This is a genomic window from Methylobrevis pamukkalensis (assembly GCF_001720135.1).
GTDB classification, from domain to species: domain Bacteria; phylum Pseudomonadota; class Alphaproteobacteria; order Rhizobiales; family Pleomorphomonadaceae; genus Methylobrevis; species Methylobrevis pamukkalensis.
This window is the reverse complement of the sequence record NZ_MCRJ01000106.1, coordinates 1-15,555: the sequence shown is the minus strand read 5'-3', so window position 1 is coordinate 15,555 and position 15,555 is coordinate 1. Positions and strand designations below refer to the sequence as shown.

At 67.6% G+C, this 15,555-nt stretch carries 14 protein-coding genes, 1 pseudogene and 1 riboswitch; of the genes and pseudogenes, 3 read left to right on the top strand and 12 right to left on the bottom strand.

The features are described from left to right. Nucleotides 1–295 precede the first annotated feature (295 nt). From A6302_RS15900 to A6302_RS15875, 6 genes are all read right to left on the bottom strand, one after another. Entirely contained in the window at nt 296–907 is a 612-nt protein-coding gene (locus A6302_RS15900) for a HupE/UreJ family protein (RefSeq protein WP_069307863.1), read from the bottom strand. Nucleotides 908–929: 22 nt separating this feature from the next. After that, on the bottom strand, nt 930–1,157 hold the full coding sequence (locus tag A6302_RS24715) for a hypothetical protein (protein ID WP_245294102.1): 228 nt from the start codon (nt 1,155–1,157) through the stop codon (nt 930–932). Between the two features lie 343 nt (nt 1,158–1,500). Beyond that, on the bottom strand, nt 1,501–2,706 hold the full coding sequence (locus A6302_RS15890; protein ID WP_069307865.1) for an agmatinase family protein: 1,206 nt from the start codon (nt 2,704–2,706) through the stop codon (nt 1,501–1,503). Continuing rightward, nucleotides 2,706–3,506, bottom strand: a complete 801-nt coding sequence (locus tag A6302_RS15885) for an ABC transporter ATP-binding protein (protein WP_069307862.1) — start codon at nt 3,504–3,506, stop codon at nt 2,706–2,708. The genes A6302_RS15890 and A6302_RS15885 overlap by 1 nt, the downstream gene beginning before the upstream one ends. Next, a complete protein-coding gene (locus tag A6302_RS15880) occupies nt 3,506–4,327 on the bottom strand; it encodes an ABC transporter permease (RefSeq protein ID WP_069307861.1) in 822 nt (273 codons plus the stop codon). The genes A6302_RS15885 and A6302_RS15880 overlap by 1 nt, the downstream gene beginning before the upstream one ends. 90 nt (nt 4,328–4,417) lie before the next feature. Beyond that, a complete protein-coding gene (locus A6302_RS15875) occupies nt 4,418–5,509 on the bottom strand; it encodes a putative urea ABC transporter substrate-binding protein (protein WP_069307860.1) in 1,092 nt (363 codons plus the stop codon). 92 nt (nt 5,510–5,601) lie between these two features. Beyond that, a riboswitch (guanidine-I (ykkC/yxkD leader) is annotated at nt 5,602–5,708 on the bottom strand. A gap of 406 nt (nt 5,709–6,114) precedes the next feature. Between A6302_RS15875 and pdxA the strand changes: the two genes are divergently transcribed. Together pdxA and rhaM are read left to right on the top strand one after the other, a co-directional pair. Next, nucleotides 6,115–7,116, top strand: coding sequence for a 4-hydroxythreonine-4-phosphate dehydrogenase PdxA (pdxA, locus tag A6302_RS15870; RefSeq protein ID WP_069307859.1), 1,002 nt, complete (start codon nt 6,115–6,117; stop codon nt 7,114–7,116). Between the two features lie 59 nt (nt 7,117–7,175). After that, a complete protein-coding gene (gene rhaM, locus A6302_RS15865) occupies nt 7,176–7,490 on the top strand; it encodes an L-rhamnose mutarotase (RefSeq protein ID WP_069307858.1) in 315 nt (104 codons plus the stop codon). Nucleotides 7,491–7,505: 15 nt separating this feature from the next. Here the strand turns inward: rhaM and A6302_RS15860 are convergent, their stop codons facing one another. Further along, a complete protein-coding gene (locus tag A6302_RS15860) occupies nt 7,506–7,928 on the bottom strand; it encodes a MerR family transcriptional regulator (RefSeq protein ID WP_069307857.1) in 423 nt (140 codons plus the stop codon). 81 nt (nt 7,929–8,009) lie between these two features. Between A6302_RS15860 and A6302_RS15855 the strand changes: the two are divergent. Beyond that, a pseudogene (locus A6302_RS15855) lies at nt 8,010–10,321 on the top strand (heavy metal translocating P-type ATPase). A gap of 9 nt (nt 10,322–10,330) precedes the next feature. Here A6302_RS15855 and A6302_RS15850 read toward each other — a convergent pair. The 5 genes from A6302_RS15850 to phnD all read right to left on the bottom strand — a co-directional run bounded on the left by A6302_RS15850 (nt 10,331) and on the right by phnD (nt 15,464). After that, nucleotides 10,331–11,818: a P-loop NTPase family protein gene (locus tag A6302_RS15850; RefSeq protein ID WP_141703842.1), complete on the bottom strand. Its 1,488-nt coding sequence runs from the start codon at nt 11,816–11,818 to the stop codon at nt 10,331–10,333. Nucleotides 11,819–11,990: 172 nt separating this feature from the next. Further along, the gene (gene phnE, locus A6302_RS15845; protein ID WP_069307855.1) at nt 11,991–12,806 is read right to left on the bottom strand and encodes a phosphonate ABC transporter, permease protein PhnE; all 816 of its coding nucleotides are present in this window, start codon (nt 12,804–12,806) and stop codon (nt 11,991–11,993) included. Continuing rightward, nucleotides 12,806–13,603 carry a phosphonate ABC transporter, permease protein PhnE gene (gene phnE / locus A6302_RS15840; protein WP_245294101.1) on the bottom strand — a complete coding sequence of 266 codons (798 nt, stop codon included), beginning with the start codon at nt 13,601–13,603 and terminating at the stop codon, nt 12,806–12,808. Before phnE (A6302_RS15840) ends, phnE (A6302_RS15845) begins: the two co-directional genes overlap by 1 nt. Before the next feature lie 8 nt (nt 13,604–13,611). Next, a complete protein-coding gene (gene phnC / locus A6302_RS15835) occupies nt 13,612–14,439 on the bottom strand; it encodes a phosphonate ABC transporter ATP-binding protein (RefSeq protein WP_069307864.1) in 828 nt (275 codons plus the stop codon). Between the two features lie 71 nt (nt 14,440–14,510). Next, nucleotides 14,511–15,464: a phosphate/phosphite/phosphonate ABC transporter substrate-binding protein gene (gene phnD / locus A6302_RS15830; RefSeq protein ID WP_069307853.1), complete on the bottom strand. Its 954-nt coding sequence runs from the start codon at nt 15,462–15,464 to the stop codon at nt 14,511–14,513. Nucleotides 15,465–15,555: the final 91 nt, after the last annotated feature.

Sequence of the window (15,555 nt, the reverse complement as noted above, 5' to 3'; positions counted from 1 at the left end):
CGGATCTTCGATGGCATCGATCTTCTGAATGCGACGCTTCAGAGCCTTCAGCGTCATCGTCTTCTTCGTGCCTTCGCCGACTTCGTCGGTGGTTTCGTCGATATCGCTCATTGAGAATACCTCTAGGGTTTCATGCAAGCCACTCGCGATCTACTTCGCGAGTACCGTAAAGGGCAAGTCACTGACCTGCGCACACGGCAACGCGAACATAGGAACCACGAGCAGGTCTGTAAAGTGCGCTTTGGAAAATTTCTGCCGCACGACATTCAAGGCTGTACTGCGCGCGGCGCGCGCCTCAGTTCGCCGTCACGAGCACGAGCCCCGTCGCGGCGATCGCAATGCCATAGCCACGCATCACGACGTCGCCCGCCTTGCCGTGGCCCCGGCCGGCCAGCATGGCCGCGAGGATGCCCGTGCCGTGGAGCAGCGCCGTCGCGAGGACAAAGCCCGCCATGTAGGTCAGACCCGACGCGGTCGACGGCGCCTCGGTGCCATGGGCAAAGCCGTGGAACAGCGCGAAGATCGCGACGCCGGCAGCCATCATCAGGTCGGGGGCGCGCAGATTCGCGGCGAGCAGGCCACCGAACACCACCAGCGACAGCGCGATCGCCGTCTCGACCATCGGCAGTTCGAGGCCGTCGAGGGCGAGGCCCGCGCCGACCAGCATGGTGACGACGAAGCTCGTCGGCAGCAGCCACAGCGCGCGGCCGCCGAGGCGGGCGCCGATCAGGCCGACGGCGACCATCGCCAGCAGGTGGTCGAGGCCGGTCAGCGGATGGACGAAGCCGTCGGTGAGCCCGTGCACATGCGGCCCACCCGGGTGGGCATGGGCGATCGCCGGCAAAGCGATGACGCTGGCGGCCGCGAGGACCGGGGCCAGAAGCGGGAAGCGAGCGGACATTTTCATCTGGATCTCTCCGGAAGACGGGTCAGTCGTGGGCGGGGGTGGTGAACTGGAACTGCGCCGCGTCGCTTGCGTCCTGAAGCGCGCGCGCGGCGGAAAGATCGAGGCGAACGACGGCGGAACCGTCGTGATAGACGAGGGCGAGATTCTTGCGGCGGGACGAAAGCTTCGCGGGAAGAGGATCGTAGCGGACCCCCTGCCCTCCGAGCAACGGCGAGATCGACCCGACGTCGGCCCTGTCCTCGATCTCCACGCGAAGGAGGTGCAGCTGCGGCCCGTGCCGTCGACGCCGACGAAGGCGACGCCCGCCAGCCGCAGGAAGCTCGTCACGTCGGACGCCGTGGCAAAGCCCTCGACGAAGGCCTTTTCCACGAGGTCGAGATCGCGCGCGCGCGGCGGCGCCTCGGGCATGGGGCCGTGCGGCAGATGCGGCGTCTGCCACTGCAGGGCATTGCGCCCGCCGTTGTGGTCGTGGGGGAAATGCCCGTGATCGTGGGGGTGACCATGGCTGTGGCCGTTCGCGTGGCTGTGGCCATGACCTTGACCGGGGCCATGGTGGTGATGGGGAAATCCGTCGTGCATGGCGCCGCTGCTCCTCAATAGGCCACGGGCTTGTCGATCATGTGCTTGTGGCTGCCGAGCTTGCCATGGGCGACCATGGAGCCGAGCGCCTCGACGATCACGCGCACGCCGAACAGCGCGGTGATGTCCGACGTGTCGTAGGGCGGCGAGACCTCCACCACCTCGAGGCCGCACAGGCCCTCGGCGGCGACCATGCCGAGGATCTTCAGCGCCTCGCGCGGCAGGAAGCCGCCCGGTTCCGGCCAGCCGGTGCCCGGCACGAAGCCGCAGTCGATCGAATCGACGTCGAAGGAGATGTAGACCGCGTCGGCATCCTTCCACGCGAGTTCGAGGGCGATCTCGGCGGTCTTCTCGAGGCCGATCTTCTCGATGTCGTCGATGGTCAGCACGTTGGTGTCGCGCTTCCTCGCCTCCTTCACGCCGTCGCGCGGCACCTGCCAGCCGCCGATGCCGAGCTGGACGAGGTTCTTCGGCGAGACGTTCGGCAGGTTGGTCGCCCAGAACCAGGGCGTCGTGTGCATGCGCTCGTCGAGATCCTTCTCCTGAATGTCGATGTGCCGGTCGAAGTGGATGATGCCGATGCGCTTGGAGGTGCATTCGGCGATGCCGCGCACGCAGGGAAAGCCGATCGAATGGTCGCCGCCGATCATCACCGGCAGCGCGCCCGACGAGAATACGTGGGACACGCCGCGGCTGATCTGGTCGAAGCTCTTCTCGAGGTTGGCCGGGATCGTGAACACGTCGCCGGCGTCGCACAGCGTCATCTGCTCGCGCAGGTCGACGCCCATCTCGTAGTTGTAGGGTGTGTAGAGCGCCGAGATCCGGCGCACGCCCTGCGGCCCGAAGCGGGTGCCGGGGCGGTAGGTGGTGCCGCTGTCGAAGGGAATGCCCACCACGGCGGCGTCATACTTGGCGACGTCGCGCACGTTCTCGACGTAGGGCGCCTTGAGGAAGGTGTTGATGCCGGCGAAATGCGGAAGCTCGCCGCGGGCGAAGGTGGGGATGAACTTGTCGGTCAGGCTGTCGGCACCCGGCAGGCCCATTTCCAGCGCCCAGCGGCGCTCGCGGCCCCAGCCCTTGCCGGAAAGCTCCGCTTCCGCCTCCAGCGCCTTCCAGCCCTGGGTCTCCATCTTGTTGAAGTCCGGATGGTGGCGGCGAACCCGGCTTCGGGCCGGCGACAGGCCGGCGCGGCGGGACGAACGGACGGGCTGATGCGACATCATGCGACGCTCCTCGCTTTTTCTTGTGCGATGGTCACCGGATCGAGCGGCCTGGAAAAGCCCAGCACCGGCACCGGAGAACGGGGATCGAGATCGAGGTCGTAGGTGATCCGCGCGCCGTAGCGGCCGGGAGCCTGCGGGTCGATCCGGGTCTTGTCGAAGGCGATCACCCGCGTGCCGAGGCTGAAGGCCTCCTTCAGGTCGTGGGTGACCATGATCACGGTCATGCCGTGTTCGCGCCAGAGCGGCTTGAGCAGGGCATGCATCTGCGCCCGCGTGCCGGGGTCGAGCGCGCCGAAGGGCTCGTCGAGCAGGAGCACCTTCGGTTCCTTGGCGAGCGCCTGGGCGATGGCGAGCCGCTGCTGCTGGCCGCCGGAGAGCGCGCTCGGATATTTCTGCGCATGGGGACCAAGGCCGACGCTCTCGACGAGATGCATCGCCTTGTCCATCGCCGCCCGGCGCCGTGCCCCGAACAGCTTGCCGAGCAGCGGGCTGGCGTCGAACTCGTAGGCGGCGAGCACGTTCTGCGCGACGGTGAGATGCGGAAACACCGAGTAGCGCTGGAACACGACGCCGCGGTCCGGCCCCGGCTCGCCCGGCAGCGGGTCGCCGTCGAGGGTGAGCGTGCCGCGGGTCGGCCGCTCCTGGCCGAGCACCATGCGCAGGAAGGTGGACTTGCCGCAGCCCGACGGGCCGACCACCGAGACGAAGGCCCCGGAGGCAATCTCGATGTTGATGTCCTCGAGGACGATCTGGTCCCCGTATTCCATGTAGATGCCGGAAGCCCTGATCGCGCTCATCAGCGGGCCTCCTGCACATAGGCCCAGGGAAAGCCCGCCCGCGCGATCTTCGCCAGCGCGAAGTCGAAGACATAGGCGAGCAGCGTGATCCAGGCGACGTAAGGCAGGATCGTGTCCATCGCCAGATAGCGCCGGACGAGGAAGATACGGTAGCCGAGCCCGTTCTCGGCGGCGATCGCCTCGGCCGAGATCAGGAACAGGAAGGCCGGGCCGATCGACAGCCGCAGCGCCTCCAGCAGCCGCGGCATCGTCTGCGGCAGGGCGACCCGCAGCATGGTCTGCCAGGTCGAGGCGCCCAGCGTCTGCGCCTTGATCATCTGCTCGCGCGGGATGGTGCCGACGGTCATGGCAAGGTCCCGGATCAGGAAGGGCGTGATGCCGATCACGATCAGCACGACCTTCGACAGTTCGCCGAGGCCGAAGACGATGAACAGCACCGGCAGGATCGCCATCGGCGGGATCATCGACAGCACGGCCACCAGCGGCGCGAGACCGGCCGTCACCATCGGCAGCATGCCGATGACGAGGCCGAAGGCGAGGCCGAGCGCCGCCGAGACCGCAAAGCCGGTGCCGAGCCGGGTCAGGCTCGCGGCGGTGTCCGACCAGAACAGGAGGTCTCCCGACCGCTTGTCCGGCTCGCTCGCCAGCCGCGTGACGCTTGCCACCATCTCGGAGACGGGCGGCAGCAGCTTGTCGTTCGGGTTGGCGACCCGCCGCTCGGCCGAGGCCGAGACGTAGAGAAAGGCGATCAGCAGGAACGGCAGGACGGCGAGCACGAGGCGCGCGGACCGACCGGGGACGATGTTCATGGCCCGGCGCATGGACGGTCTCCATCCGGTGGAGGGGGCGAGGCAAGGGCAGGCGCAGCCGCCCTGCCCGCCCTTGCGCTGTGTCCTTGCAAGTCTCGTGCGTCAGAGCTTGCCGTCGGCGGCCAGCGCCATGTAGCTCGGGTCGAAGCGCAGCTTCACGTTGCCCGTGTCGCCCAGCACCTTGCCGCCGGGGAACTCGATGCCGACGACATCGGCACTCGGCGCTCCTTCTCCGAGCAGGCCGTGATCGAAGGAGAAGCTGCGGACATTCTCCATGGTGGTGACGACGTCCGGTCCGGACACGAAGGCGACCGCGTCGGCCGGCACCGGGAACAGCTTCGTGGCGGCGAGCTGCGCATCGAAGCCGGCAAGGTCCGTGCCCGACAGCGCGCCCATCGCGGCCCGCGCCTTCTGGCCGGCCTCGCCCGGATCGACCACCAGCGCCATCGTCTCGTACCAGGCGCCGACCAGCGCCTTGCCGAAATCCGGGTTGTCCTTCAGCGTCTGCGTGTTCACCGCCAGCATGTCGATGATTTCGCCCGGGATCTGGGCGGAATCGAACAGCGCGTTGGCGCCCGGCTCGGCCTTCACTTCGGCGAGCAGCGGGTTCCAGGTGACGACGGTGGTCGTGTCCGGCGCCTTGAAGGCCGCGACCATGTCCGCGTCGGAGGTGTTGACGACGGTGACGTCCTTCTCCGAGAGGCCGGCCTCGTCGAGGGCGCGGGCCAGCAGGTAATGGGAGACGGAGAGCTCGACGAGGTTGATCGTCTCGCCCTTCAGTTCGGCAACGGTCTTCGCCGACTTGGAGACGATGCCGTCGTTGCCGTTGGAGAAGTCGCCCACGATCAGCGCGGTGGTGTCGACGCCGCCGACCGCGGGGATCGTCAGGGCGTCCATGTTGGTCAGCGTCACGCCGTCGAACCGGCCGGCGGTGTACTGGTTGATCGATTCCACATAGTCGTTGATCTGGGTGACATTGATGGTGATGCCGTATTTGTCGGCCCACTTCTTGATGATGCCGCTGTCGGCGGCATAGGGCCAGGGCATCCAGCCGACGTAGATCGTCCAGGCGATCTCGAATTCCTTCTTCGGCTCGGCCATGGCCGGTCCCGCGAGCAGCCCGGCCATCGAGGCGGCGGCGACGAGGGACGCGGTGAGTGTGCGCAGGCGCTGACGGATGGAGGTGACGCGCATCGACTGTTCCCCTGTGTGATCGGGGCTCATGCGGCGCTCAGCATCTGGAAATCGAACGGCGGGATCTCCAAAGCAACGAAACCGCTGCATGAGCCTCCCGGGCTTTTATCCCGCCGTGGACCCGGCGGATTTCTCCCCGCCGGGGCGTTTCTCTCGGACCAGCACGCCCTTCGGCGCCGGAACCCTAGAAACTGATGTCAGTATAGGGGCGCGATCCGTCGGAGAAAGCGGAAAATCAACTTGCATCTGAACAAAGAATGTCACTTCCTGCCTAGAAATTGAACTTTTTGCGCAGTTGATATGCTTTGCGCGACGGCGGGCAGTCTGCGGCGTGGATGAGACGGACGGCTGTGATCGACGGTGTCCTCGTGAACCCTGCGCGTACCGTCGCGCGTTCTCCGACCGGTGTCCCTGACGCGGAAAGTCAAGATTTCTGACAAGTTGGACTGCGCCTGCCCGAAGCCTCAGACAGGAACAATCAATGTTATTCAATATGATGACCCGTGAAATTTGACATGTTCCCGCCTGTTCGGCCTTGATTTTCTCATATGTTGACAAGTTGGTGCCCATGATCGACATATGGCGCCAGCCGAGGAGAAGCTGCCATGACCGCCGTTCGTGACCGTCACCCGCCCGTCGCCATCACCATGGGCGATCCGTCCGGCGTCGGTGCCGAAATCATCGTCAAGGCGCTCGCGAGCCTCGATGAAGACGCCCGCGCCGGCCTGATCGTCGTCGGCGACCGCCGGGTTCTCGCGCGCGCCGCAAGGGCGACCGGCATCGACCAGCTGTTCCACGAGTTCGGATCGCCCGCCGAAGACGGCAGCGTCGGCCTCGTCGATGTGCCCGTGGATGGTCTGCCGGACGATTTCGGCGTGCTCTCGCCCGCCTGCGGCGAGGCCTGTTTCCGCTATATCGACACGGCCGTGAAGCTGACGATGGACGGGCGCACCGCCGGCATCGTCACCGCGCCGATCAACAAGGAGGCGCTGAACAGCGCCGGCCATCATTACGACGGCCACACCGGAATGCTCGCCGCCCTCACCGGCTCGAAGTCGTCCTTCATGCTGCTCGCCTCCGAGCGGCTGAAGGTCGTCCACGTCTCCACCCACGTGTCGCTGAAGGACGCGATCGGCCGGGCGACCCCGGACCGGGTCTACGTCACGATCAAGGCCGGCCACGAGCATCTGAAGCGCATGGGCTACACCGCGCCGCGCATCGCGGTGGCCGGAATCAATCCCCATTGCGGCGAGAACGGCCTGTTCGGCTCGGAGGACGTGGACAACATCGCGCCGGGCGTGGCGCGGGCCAGGGCCGAGGGCATCGATGTTTCCGGCCCGATCTCCGCCGACACGGTCTACCACCGCGCCTACACCGGCGCCTTCGATCTCGTCGTCGCCCAGTATCACGACCAGGGCCACATCCCGATCAAGCTCGTGGCCTTCGACACGGCGGTGAATGTCTCGCTCGGCCTGCCGATCGACCGCACCTCGGTCGACCACGGCACCGCCTTCGACATTGCCGGCAAGGGTATCGCCAATCACGAGAACATGCTGGAAGCGATCGGCTACGCGCTGAAGCTTGCGCAGAGTCGCAACGCGGCCTGACCGCCGGCCCGGGTCGGTCGACCCTGCAGGTTCATCTCGCCGATCACGCCGAGGCCACCATGGAAACAATCGCCTTCCGGATGATTCTCAACCCCGGCATGGCCGCGGAATACCGCCGCCGCCACGACGAGATCTGGCCCGAGCTTGCCGCCCAGTTGAAGGGAGCCGGCGTGTCGAACTACCGGATCTTTCTCGATCCGGAGACGCACCACCTGTTCGCCATCCTCGACCGGACCTCCGACCACCAGATGGACGCCCTGCCCGCGACCGACGTGGTGAAACGCTGGTGGGCGTACATGGCCGACATCATGGCCACCCATCCGGACAATGTGCCGGTCCAGGTCGAGCTCCTGCCGATGTTCCACCTGCCCTGAGAGACAGCATTCCCGTCAGTGATGCTCGTGGACGCATTTGCCGTGGTCGGCGAGCACGGAGATCACGCGGCAGTCGCGCACCCGGCCGTGACGGCCCTCCCCCAGCATCCGCTCCAGTTCGGTCTTCAGCGCGGTCAGGCTGCGGATGCGCTGCTCCACCTCCTTCAGCCGCGCCTCGGCAATGGCATCGGCCGAGGCGCAGGGCGCGGCCGGATCGTCATGCAGCGCCAGCAGCGTGCGGATCGCCTCGATGTCGAAGCCGAGGTCGCGGGCATGGCGGATGAAGACCAGCCGGTCGAGATCCGCCTGCTCGTAGTGGCGGCGGTTCGCCTCGCTGCGGGCCGGCGCCGGCAGCAGGCCGATCTGCTCGTAGTAGCGGATGGTGGGCACCTTGACACCGCTCGCCCGCGCCGCCTCACCGATCGTTGTCGTCGACATTCGCGCTTGCTCCTCCAGTCACTAGAGCATGTAGCCTCCTTCTTGAGACTCGCAAGAGGACGAAGGAACAGGATCGACGCGATGACGGAAACGACGACGGCCCGCTACCGGGTGGACGGCATGGACTGCGCCAGTTGCGCGGCCAAGATCGAGACGGCCGCGCGGCGCATGCCCGGCATCTCCGAGGTTTCGGTGTCAGTCGCTGCCGGCACGATGACGGTACGGCATGGATCGGAGGATGATCTTCCGGCACTGGAGACCGGTGTTATCCGCCTCGGCTACGGCCTTGCACGGCTTCATCGCCCGGGGACCGAGGCACCGGCGCCGGCGACCGGGTCAACCTGCTGTACGGAGGGGCATGATCATTCCCATGACCACCATGCGCGCCGGGGCACGACCATCCGCCGGCTGCCGCCCACGCGCATGACCACAAGCACGACGACGGACACGACCACTCGCCTGGTCACTCGCCCAGTCACATGGATGACCATGGCCACGCCCACGGCACTCCCGCCTCGGGCCCGTGGTGGCAGAGCGGCAAGGGCCGGCTGACGATTGCCTGCGCGCTCGCGCTGGTCGCCGCCTATGGCATCGGCCTCGCCCTCCCGGCCGCCGCTGCCACCGCCTTCACGATTGCCATGCTGGTCGGTCTCGTGCCGATCGCCCGCCGCGCCTTCGCCGCGGCCCGCGCCGGAACGCCGTTCTCCATCGAGACGCTGATGACGGTGGCCGCCGCCGGGGCCGTGGTGATCGGCGCCACCGAGGAAGCCGCCGCCGTCGTCCTGTTGTTCCTCGTCGGCGAATTGCTGGAAGGCGTCGCCGCCGGCAAGGCCCGCGACAGCATTCGCGCCCTCACCTCGCTGATGCCGAAGACCGCCCGGATCGAGACCGCCGACGGCGCGACCCGCGAAATTCCCGCGGAGCGCATTGCCGTCGGGGACGTCGTGGTCGTGCGTCCCGGCGAGCGCATCGCCGCCGATGGCCTGGTGATTGAAGGCGCGGGCGCCGTCGACGAGGCGCCCGTCACCGGCGAGAGCGTGCCGGTGGTCAAGGAAACTGGTGCCTCGGTCTATGCCGGCACGGTCAACGGCGACGGCGTGCTGAAGGTGCGGGTCACAGCGCCCGCGGCCGACAACACCATCGCGCGCATCGTCCGGCTGGTGGAGGAGGCGCAGGAATCGAAGGCGCCGATGGAGCGCTTCATCGACCGCTTCGCCCGCTGGTACACGCCGGCCGTCGTCGTCGTCGCGCTGCTGGTTGCCGTGCTGCCGCCGCTGCTGGCCGGCGCCGAATGGCGGGACTGGATCTACAAGGGCCTCGCCGTGCTGCTGATCGGCTGCCCCTGCGCGCTGGTGATCTCCACGCCGGCCGCCATCGCCGCCTCGCTGTCGTCGGGCGCGCGGCGCGGACTGCTGATCAAGGGCGGTGCGGCGCTGGAATCGCTGCGCGACATCACCGCCGTCGCCTTCGACAAGACCGGCACGCTCACGGCCGGCCAGCCGCGCGTCACCGGCGTGACGGCCTTCACCGGCACGGACGATGACGTGCTCGCCCTTGCCGCTGGCCTTGAAGCGCAATCCTCGCATCCGCTCGCCCGCGCCATTCTGGCCGCCGCCGAGGCACGCGGCCTCGCCCTCCCGCGGATCGAGGGTGGCCAGGCGATCGGTGGCAAGGGGGTGACCGGTCAGCATGAGGGCCGTGGCCTATTCTTCGGCTCGGCCCGCGAGGCGGCGCTGCGGACGACGCTTGCCGCCGACGTGGACGTCCGGCTCGCGCAGAGCCATGACGCGGGCGAGACCGCCTCGGTGCTGATCGTGGACGGGGCTGTTGCGGGCATCATCGCCCTCCGGGACGAGCCGCGCGCAGATGCGGCCGCCGGCATCGCCCGGCTGAAACGGGCCGGCATCAAGGCCGTCATGCTCACCGGCGACAATATGCGGGCCGCAACCGCTGTCGGCGCCGACCTCGGCATCGAGGTGCGGGCGGAACTCCTGCCGGCCGACAAGGCGCGGATCGTGGGCGAGATGCAGGCCAGCGGCGTGCGGGTCGCCAAGGTCGGCGATGGCATCAACGACGCGCCGGCGCTGGCGGCGGCGGACATCGGCATCGCCATGGGCGGCGGCAGCGACGTGGCGCTGGAGACGGCGGACGCCGCGATCCTGCACGGCCGGGTCGGCGATGTTGCGGCGATGATCGACCTGTCGCGCCGCACCATGCGCAACATTCACCAGAACATCGCGCTCGCGCTGGGTCTCAAGGGGGTGTTTCTCGTCACGACCCTGATCGGCGTGACCGGCCTCTGGCCGGCGATCCTCGCCGATACCGGCGCGACCGTGCTGGTGACGCTGAACGCGCTCCGGCTGCTCTCTGGCGGGCCGAAAGCGAACGATTGAGCGGAGACGTCAGGCGGCGCGGCTTGCGGCGAGGTCCTCGACCGGGATCACCGACACCGACTGCACGCCGCTCATCGCCAGAAGCCGCAGCACCCACTCGGCATCCGGGCCGGGATCGGCGACGAGCGCCACATGGTTGGTGCCGGAAATCAGGGCGATGCAGCCGGCATCGCGGCCGACGCTGCCCATGTCCATCACCACCAGGTCATAGGTGGATTCGAGCGCGGTGATCGCGTCGCCGAGCCGTGCTGTCGTCAGCAGCTCGCCCTCGACGGTGCGCGATCCGGCGCCGATGTGGTGGGCGCGGCAGCGCGGATGACGGCCGATCACATCGGCAAAATCGGCCTCGCCCGACAGAAGGTCCGAAAAGCCCGAGCGCTCGTCGGCGGTCCGGCGCACCGTGTCGACGACCACCGACCGCAGGCCGTCGTGGGACGCGGCCTCGCCGAGGTAGTCGGCGATCGAGGTGCCCGACGGGTTCGCGCCGAAGGAGAGGATCGCGATGGTGGCCGACCCGTCCGCCATCAGCGTCGCGTTGATGCGGCCGAGATCTTCGTCGACCGTCGCGCGGAACTGGGATGTCGGCACCGCGCCGGAGGGCGATGTGGCCGTCCCGGTCGCTGCCGGCCGGGCTTCCGCCACCGGCAGCGCGGCCTGCTCGTCGTCGGACTGGGAGATCTCCACCCGGGCGATCACCGGCACCGCGACGACACCGGCGTTCTCGGTCCAGGTGATCGTGTCGCCCTGGATGACCTCGCCGCGTTGCCGGCGGCGTCGGTCCGCCACGAACATCCCGCCGATGGCGACCAGCAATCCCGCAAGGGCGCCGCCAAGGGCGGCCGGAATTTCGGCCGGAACCGGCGAGGTCGCCGGCATGTCGGCCCGGCGCAGGATGTCGCGCCCGCCACCGGCCCGCTCGACGGCACTGGCCAGCGCCTCGCGACGCTTGCGCAGCCCATCCATGAGATCGCGGTCCGGCGCATCAGTGGCCTGCTCCAGACGACCGATCTCCGCGTCGATCCAGGCGATCATCTCGGCGGTCGAGCGCGCGTTCCGGCCGGGGCCGAGCCGCGCGAAGGCGTCGAGCAGCGCGTTGGCGGCATCGCGCGCCAACAGCGGATCATGGGCACGAACGCGCAGGGTGACGGCGCCGTCGCTGCCGTAGACATCGGCCTCGATGCGCTCACGAACACGCGTGGCCAGGTCGGCGCCCCGAATGTTCGCGGAGAACAGGTTGACGAGCGCATCCAGCGCCCCCGGCCGGTCGAGATCGACCTGAAGACGGGTCGCCAGAGGGACGTTCCGCAGCATGTCGTCGATCACGGGACGGGAGGCCAGCAGGCCGGCGACCACATCCGGGCGGGCGGCGGCCGTGCCGTCCGCGCCGTCGCGGGCGACGATCACGCTGGCTTCGGCGGTGTGGCGCGGTCCGGAGAGCGCGGGGATCATGGCCGCGGCGATGGCGCCTGTCGCCGCCGCGGCGACGGCCACCGCCATCTTGCGCCGTGCCGGCAACCGTGCGGAAGGATGTGCGTCATGTGCTGTTTGGGTCACGTCGGAATGTCCCATCTCGTCCGTGAACGCTGTCTCTGCATCCACACTGGGGGAACATGGTAACCAACGCGTAAACCCGGACCGGGCGATCTGCGCCTTCCGGTTGCTCCGGCAATCAGATGAACGCCTGGCGCACCTTGGCGGAGACCCATTCCGACACGATCACCGTGACGAGGATGACCGCGAAGATCACCGTGACCTCGCTCCACGCGAGCCGTGCGAGGGACGATTCCAGCTGCACGCCGATGCCCCCTGCCCCGACGAGGCCGAGGATGGTCGATTCCCGGATGTTGATGTCCCAGCGGAACACGGAAATTCCCGAGAAGGCGGGAAGGATCTGCGGGACGACCGCATAATCCATGACCTGGAGGCGCGAGGCGCCGGTCGCGCTTACCGCCTCCACCTGCGCCGGATCGATCTCCTCGATCGCTTCGTAGAGCAGTTTGCCGATGAAGCCGATCGAGCGCAGCGCGATCGCCATGATGCCGGCCAGCAGGCCCGGGCCGATGATCGCCACCAGCAGCAGCGCCCAGATCAGCGAGTTGATCGACCGCGACGCGACGATGATGAACAGCGCGAGCGGGCGCAGGATCGCTGTACTCGGCGAAGTGTTGCTCGCCGCCAGAAAGGCCACGGGAACGGCGAAGACGATGCCGAGCAGGGTTCCGAGCGTCGCGATGTTGACCGTGTCCCAGAGCGGCCACCACAGCCGGTCCAGATAGTGCCACGCCGGGGGCCACGACCTTGAGAGCAGATCGGCCGCCTGCTGCGGCGCATCCTCCACGAAGGCCCAGATCGTGCCCCGGTTCATCACCTGCCAGCAGTAGACGGTGAGCACCACGAGCGCGAGCCAGGCGGCCCAGATCGCCCATTGGCGCGCGGGCGTCCTGCGCTGCCAGACCGGCCTGCCGTCCCTGATGCTGACCGGCATCACTGCACCCGTTTGCGAAGCTGGCTGGACCCGTATTCGGACAGCATGACGATGACGATGATCAGGATCAGGATCGCGCCGGCCGTGTCGTAGTCGTAGCGGTCCATGGAGGTGTTCAGGGTGGCACCGATGCCACCCGCGCCGACGATGCCGATCACGGCGCTTTCCCGGAAGTTGATGTCGAGCCGGTAGAGCGACAGGCCGAGCAGCCGCGGCATCACCTGCGGCTGGACGCCGTAGTTGATCACCTGCCACCAGCCGGCGCCCGTGGCGCGGATCGCCTCGGCCTGGCTTTCGTCGATCTCCTCGATGTCCTCGGCCAGAAGCTTGGACAGGAAGCCGATCGTGGCGAAGGACAGCGTGAGGAAGCCGGCGAGCGGGCCGAAGCCGAACATGGCCACGAACAGGATCGCGATGATGATTTCCTGGAAGGAACGGGACACGGCGATCAGCGCCCGGCACACCGCATAGACGGGCATCGGCGCGATGTTGCGCGCCGCGCCGATGCCGACCGGGATCGAGATCAGGATGCCGGCGACCGTGGACGTGACGGTCATCGTCAGGCTCTCGACCATGCCGAGCCAGATGTCGCGCGAGCGGGTGGTGAAATCGGGGACGAGAAAGCCCTCGATGAAGCGCAGGCCGCGATCGAGCCCCTCGTAGATCCGCGTCCAGTTCACCTCGACGGAGGAGATCGCGAGGACGAGATAGACGAGGACGCCGCCGTAGACGGAATAGCGCAGGACGGGATTGGCGATCAGCAGCGGCGGACGGCGCCAGCGCCGGGGGACGGACACGGGCTCGCTCACACCAGCCCCGCCATCCGCTCGATGCGCGCCTGCGTGGCCTCGGCGTCATCCTCGGCATCGTCCTCGGCCGTCTTGCGCATGGCGGCCCAGTCTTCCTCGCCATAGATCGCCGTCAGCGCGGCATTGTCCAGCCGGGACGGCACGTCGTCGAACACGACTTCGCCCGCCCGAAGACCGATGATGCGGTCGACGAACATCTGCGCGAGGGCCACATCGTGGATGTTGATGATCGCCGGCAGGTTGCTTTCGCGGCAGATCTCGACGATCAGCCGCATGATCTGCCGCGACGTCTTCGGATCGAGCGAAGCCGTGGGCTCGTCGATCAGCAGCAGTTCCGGATTCTGCTCCAGCGCACGGGCAATGCCGACCCGCTGGCGCTGGCCGCCGGACAGGGCATCGGCGCGCTTGTCGGCATGTTCCGTCAGGCCGACGCGATCGAGCAGGCGGAAGGCCTGTTCGATGTCGCCCGCTGGGAACCGGCGGAAGAACGAGCGCCAGAAGGAAACGTAGCCGAGCCGCCCCGACAGGACGTTTTCCATCACGGTCAGCCGCTCGACCAGCGCATATTCCTGAAAGATCATGCCGATGCGGCGGCGGACGCGGCGCAGATCGCCCGCGCCGGAGGTGATTTCGGCGTCATTGAGGAAGACCTTGCCGGCCGTCGGATCGACGAGACGGTTGACGCAGCGGATCAGCGTCGACTTGCCGGCACCCGACGGGCCGATCAGGCCGACGACCTGCCCGGGCTCGACCGTGAAGGACACGCCCTTCAGCGCATGGTCGCCCGCCTTGTATCTCTTCGTCAGTCCTTCGACGCGCAGCATCGCCATTCCCGAATGAACATGCGGTCCCGCCCTGAGGGACGGGACCGCGGGATCGTGATGATACCAGCGATTTACTGGCAGTCGTAGGACACGCCCGTCGCCGCGTCGATCTGGCGGATGACCGACCAGTTGTCCTTGAAGGTGATCGGCATGAACTTTTCCTGCGGCGGCTCGGAGGTCTGGAACTCCTCGAGCAGCTTGGAGCCCTCCCAGTTGAAGGAGAAGAAGGCTTCCTTGATCTTTTCCTGAAGCTCGGGCTTCAGGTTGTAGGCGACGCCGTAGCCGGTCGTGGGGAAGGTCTCGGAGGTGAAGATCACCGAGAGCTGGTCGGCCTTGACCACGTCGCGGGCGAGCATGCGCGCCTTGACCGAGTTGGCGATCGCCGCGGCCGGGTAGTCCTTGTTGGCAACGCCGAGGATGGAGTTGTCGTGCTTGCCCGAGAAGACCGGCTCGAAGTCGCGGCCAGCTTCCATGCCGAACTGGCTGCCGAGCAGCGCGGACGGGGCCTTGAAGCCGGAGTTCGATGTCTCGGACGTGAAGGCCATCTTCTTGCCCTTGATGTCCTCGACCTTCTCGATGCCCGAGCCCGGATAGGTGATGATTTCCATCTCGTAGCCGAAGCGGTCGTCCTTGGAGGCCATCATGGCGAAGGGACGGAAGCCGGCGCAGGCCACGGCCAGCGGATTCGACCCGGTGTTGAAGCCGGCGACATGCAGACGGCCGGCGCGCATCGCCTCGATCTGCGCGGCATTCGACTGCACCGGGAAGAACTGGACTTCCTTGCCGGTGACTTCCTTCATGTGATCGAGAAAGCCCGCCCACACGTCGGCATAGACGGCCGGGTCCTCGACCGGGGTGTAGGCGAAGATCAGGGTATCCGGATCGACCAGCGCGGACGCATCGGTCGGAACGTCTGCAATCAGATCACCGTCGGCGTCCTGATAACGGCTGTCGAGCTTGAACTCGGCGAAGGCCGGCGACGCAAGCGTCGTCGAAAGTGCCAGTGCGGCCAGAAGCTTCCACATGTCGTTTCTCCGTGGTGATGATGTCCCCGGCATCGCTAGTGGCTCTGCATAACAGTCATGTGACAAGGGAGACGAAACAGCGGGCGTGCGA

Bases quoted from the DNA above. Each gene is read 5' to 3' on its own strand.
- A6302_RS15880 (WP_069307861.1), bottom strand. From the start codon at position 4,327: ATGCGCCGGGCCATGAACATCGTCCCCGGTCGGTCCGCGCGCCTCGTG.
- rhaM (WP_069307858.1), top strand. From the start codon at position 7,176: ATGGAAACAATCGCCTTCCGGATGATTCTCAACCCCGGCATGGCCGCG.
- phnC (WP_069307864.1), bottom strand. From the start codon at position 14,439: ATGCTGCGCGTCGAAGGACTGACGAAGAGATACAAGGCGGGCGACCAT.
- A6302_RS15850 (WP_141703842.1), bottom strand. From the start codon at position 11,818: ATGGCGGTGGCCGTCGCCGCGGCGGCGACAGGCGCCATCGCCGCGGCC.
- A6302_RS15860 (WP_069307857.1), bottom strand. From the start codon at position 7,928: ATGTCGACGACAACGATCGGTGAGGCGGCGCGGGCGAGCGGTGTCAAG.
- A6302_RS15890 (WP_069307865.1), bottom strand. From the start codon at position 2,706: ATGTCGCATCAGCCCGTCCGTTCGTCCCGCCGCGCCGGCCTGTCGCCG.
- A6302_RS15900 (WP_069307863.1), bottom strand. From the start codon at position 907: ATGAAAATGTCCGCTCGCTTCCCGCTTCTGGCCCCGGTCCTCGCGGCC.
- A6302_RS15875 (WP_069307860.1), bottom strand. From the start codon at position 5,509: ATGCGCGTCACCTCCATCCGTCAGCGCCTGCGCACACTCACCGCGTCC.
- pdxA (WP_069307859.1), top strand. From the start codon at position 6,115: ATGACCGCCGTTCGTGACCGTCACCCGCCCGTCGCCATCACCATGGGC.
- phnD (WP_069307853.1), bottom strand. From the start codon at position 15,464: ATGTGGAAGCTTCTGGCCGCACTGGCACTTTCGACGACGCTTGCGTCG.
- phnE (WP_069307855.1), bottom strand. From the start codon at position 12,806: ATGCCGGTCAGCATCAGGGACGGCAGGCCGGTCTGGCAGCGCAGGACG.
- A6302_RS15885 (WP_069307862.1), bottom strand. From the start codon at position 3,506: ATGAGCGCGATCAGGGCTTCCGGCATCTACATGGAATACGGGGACCAG.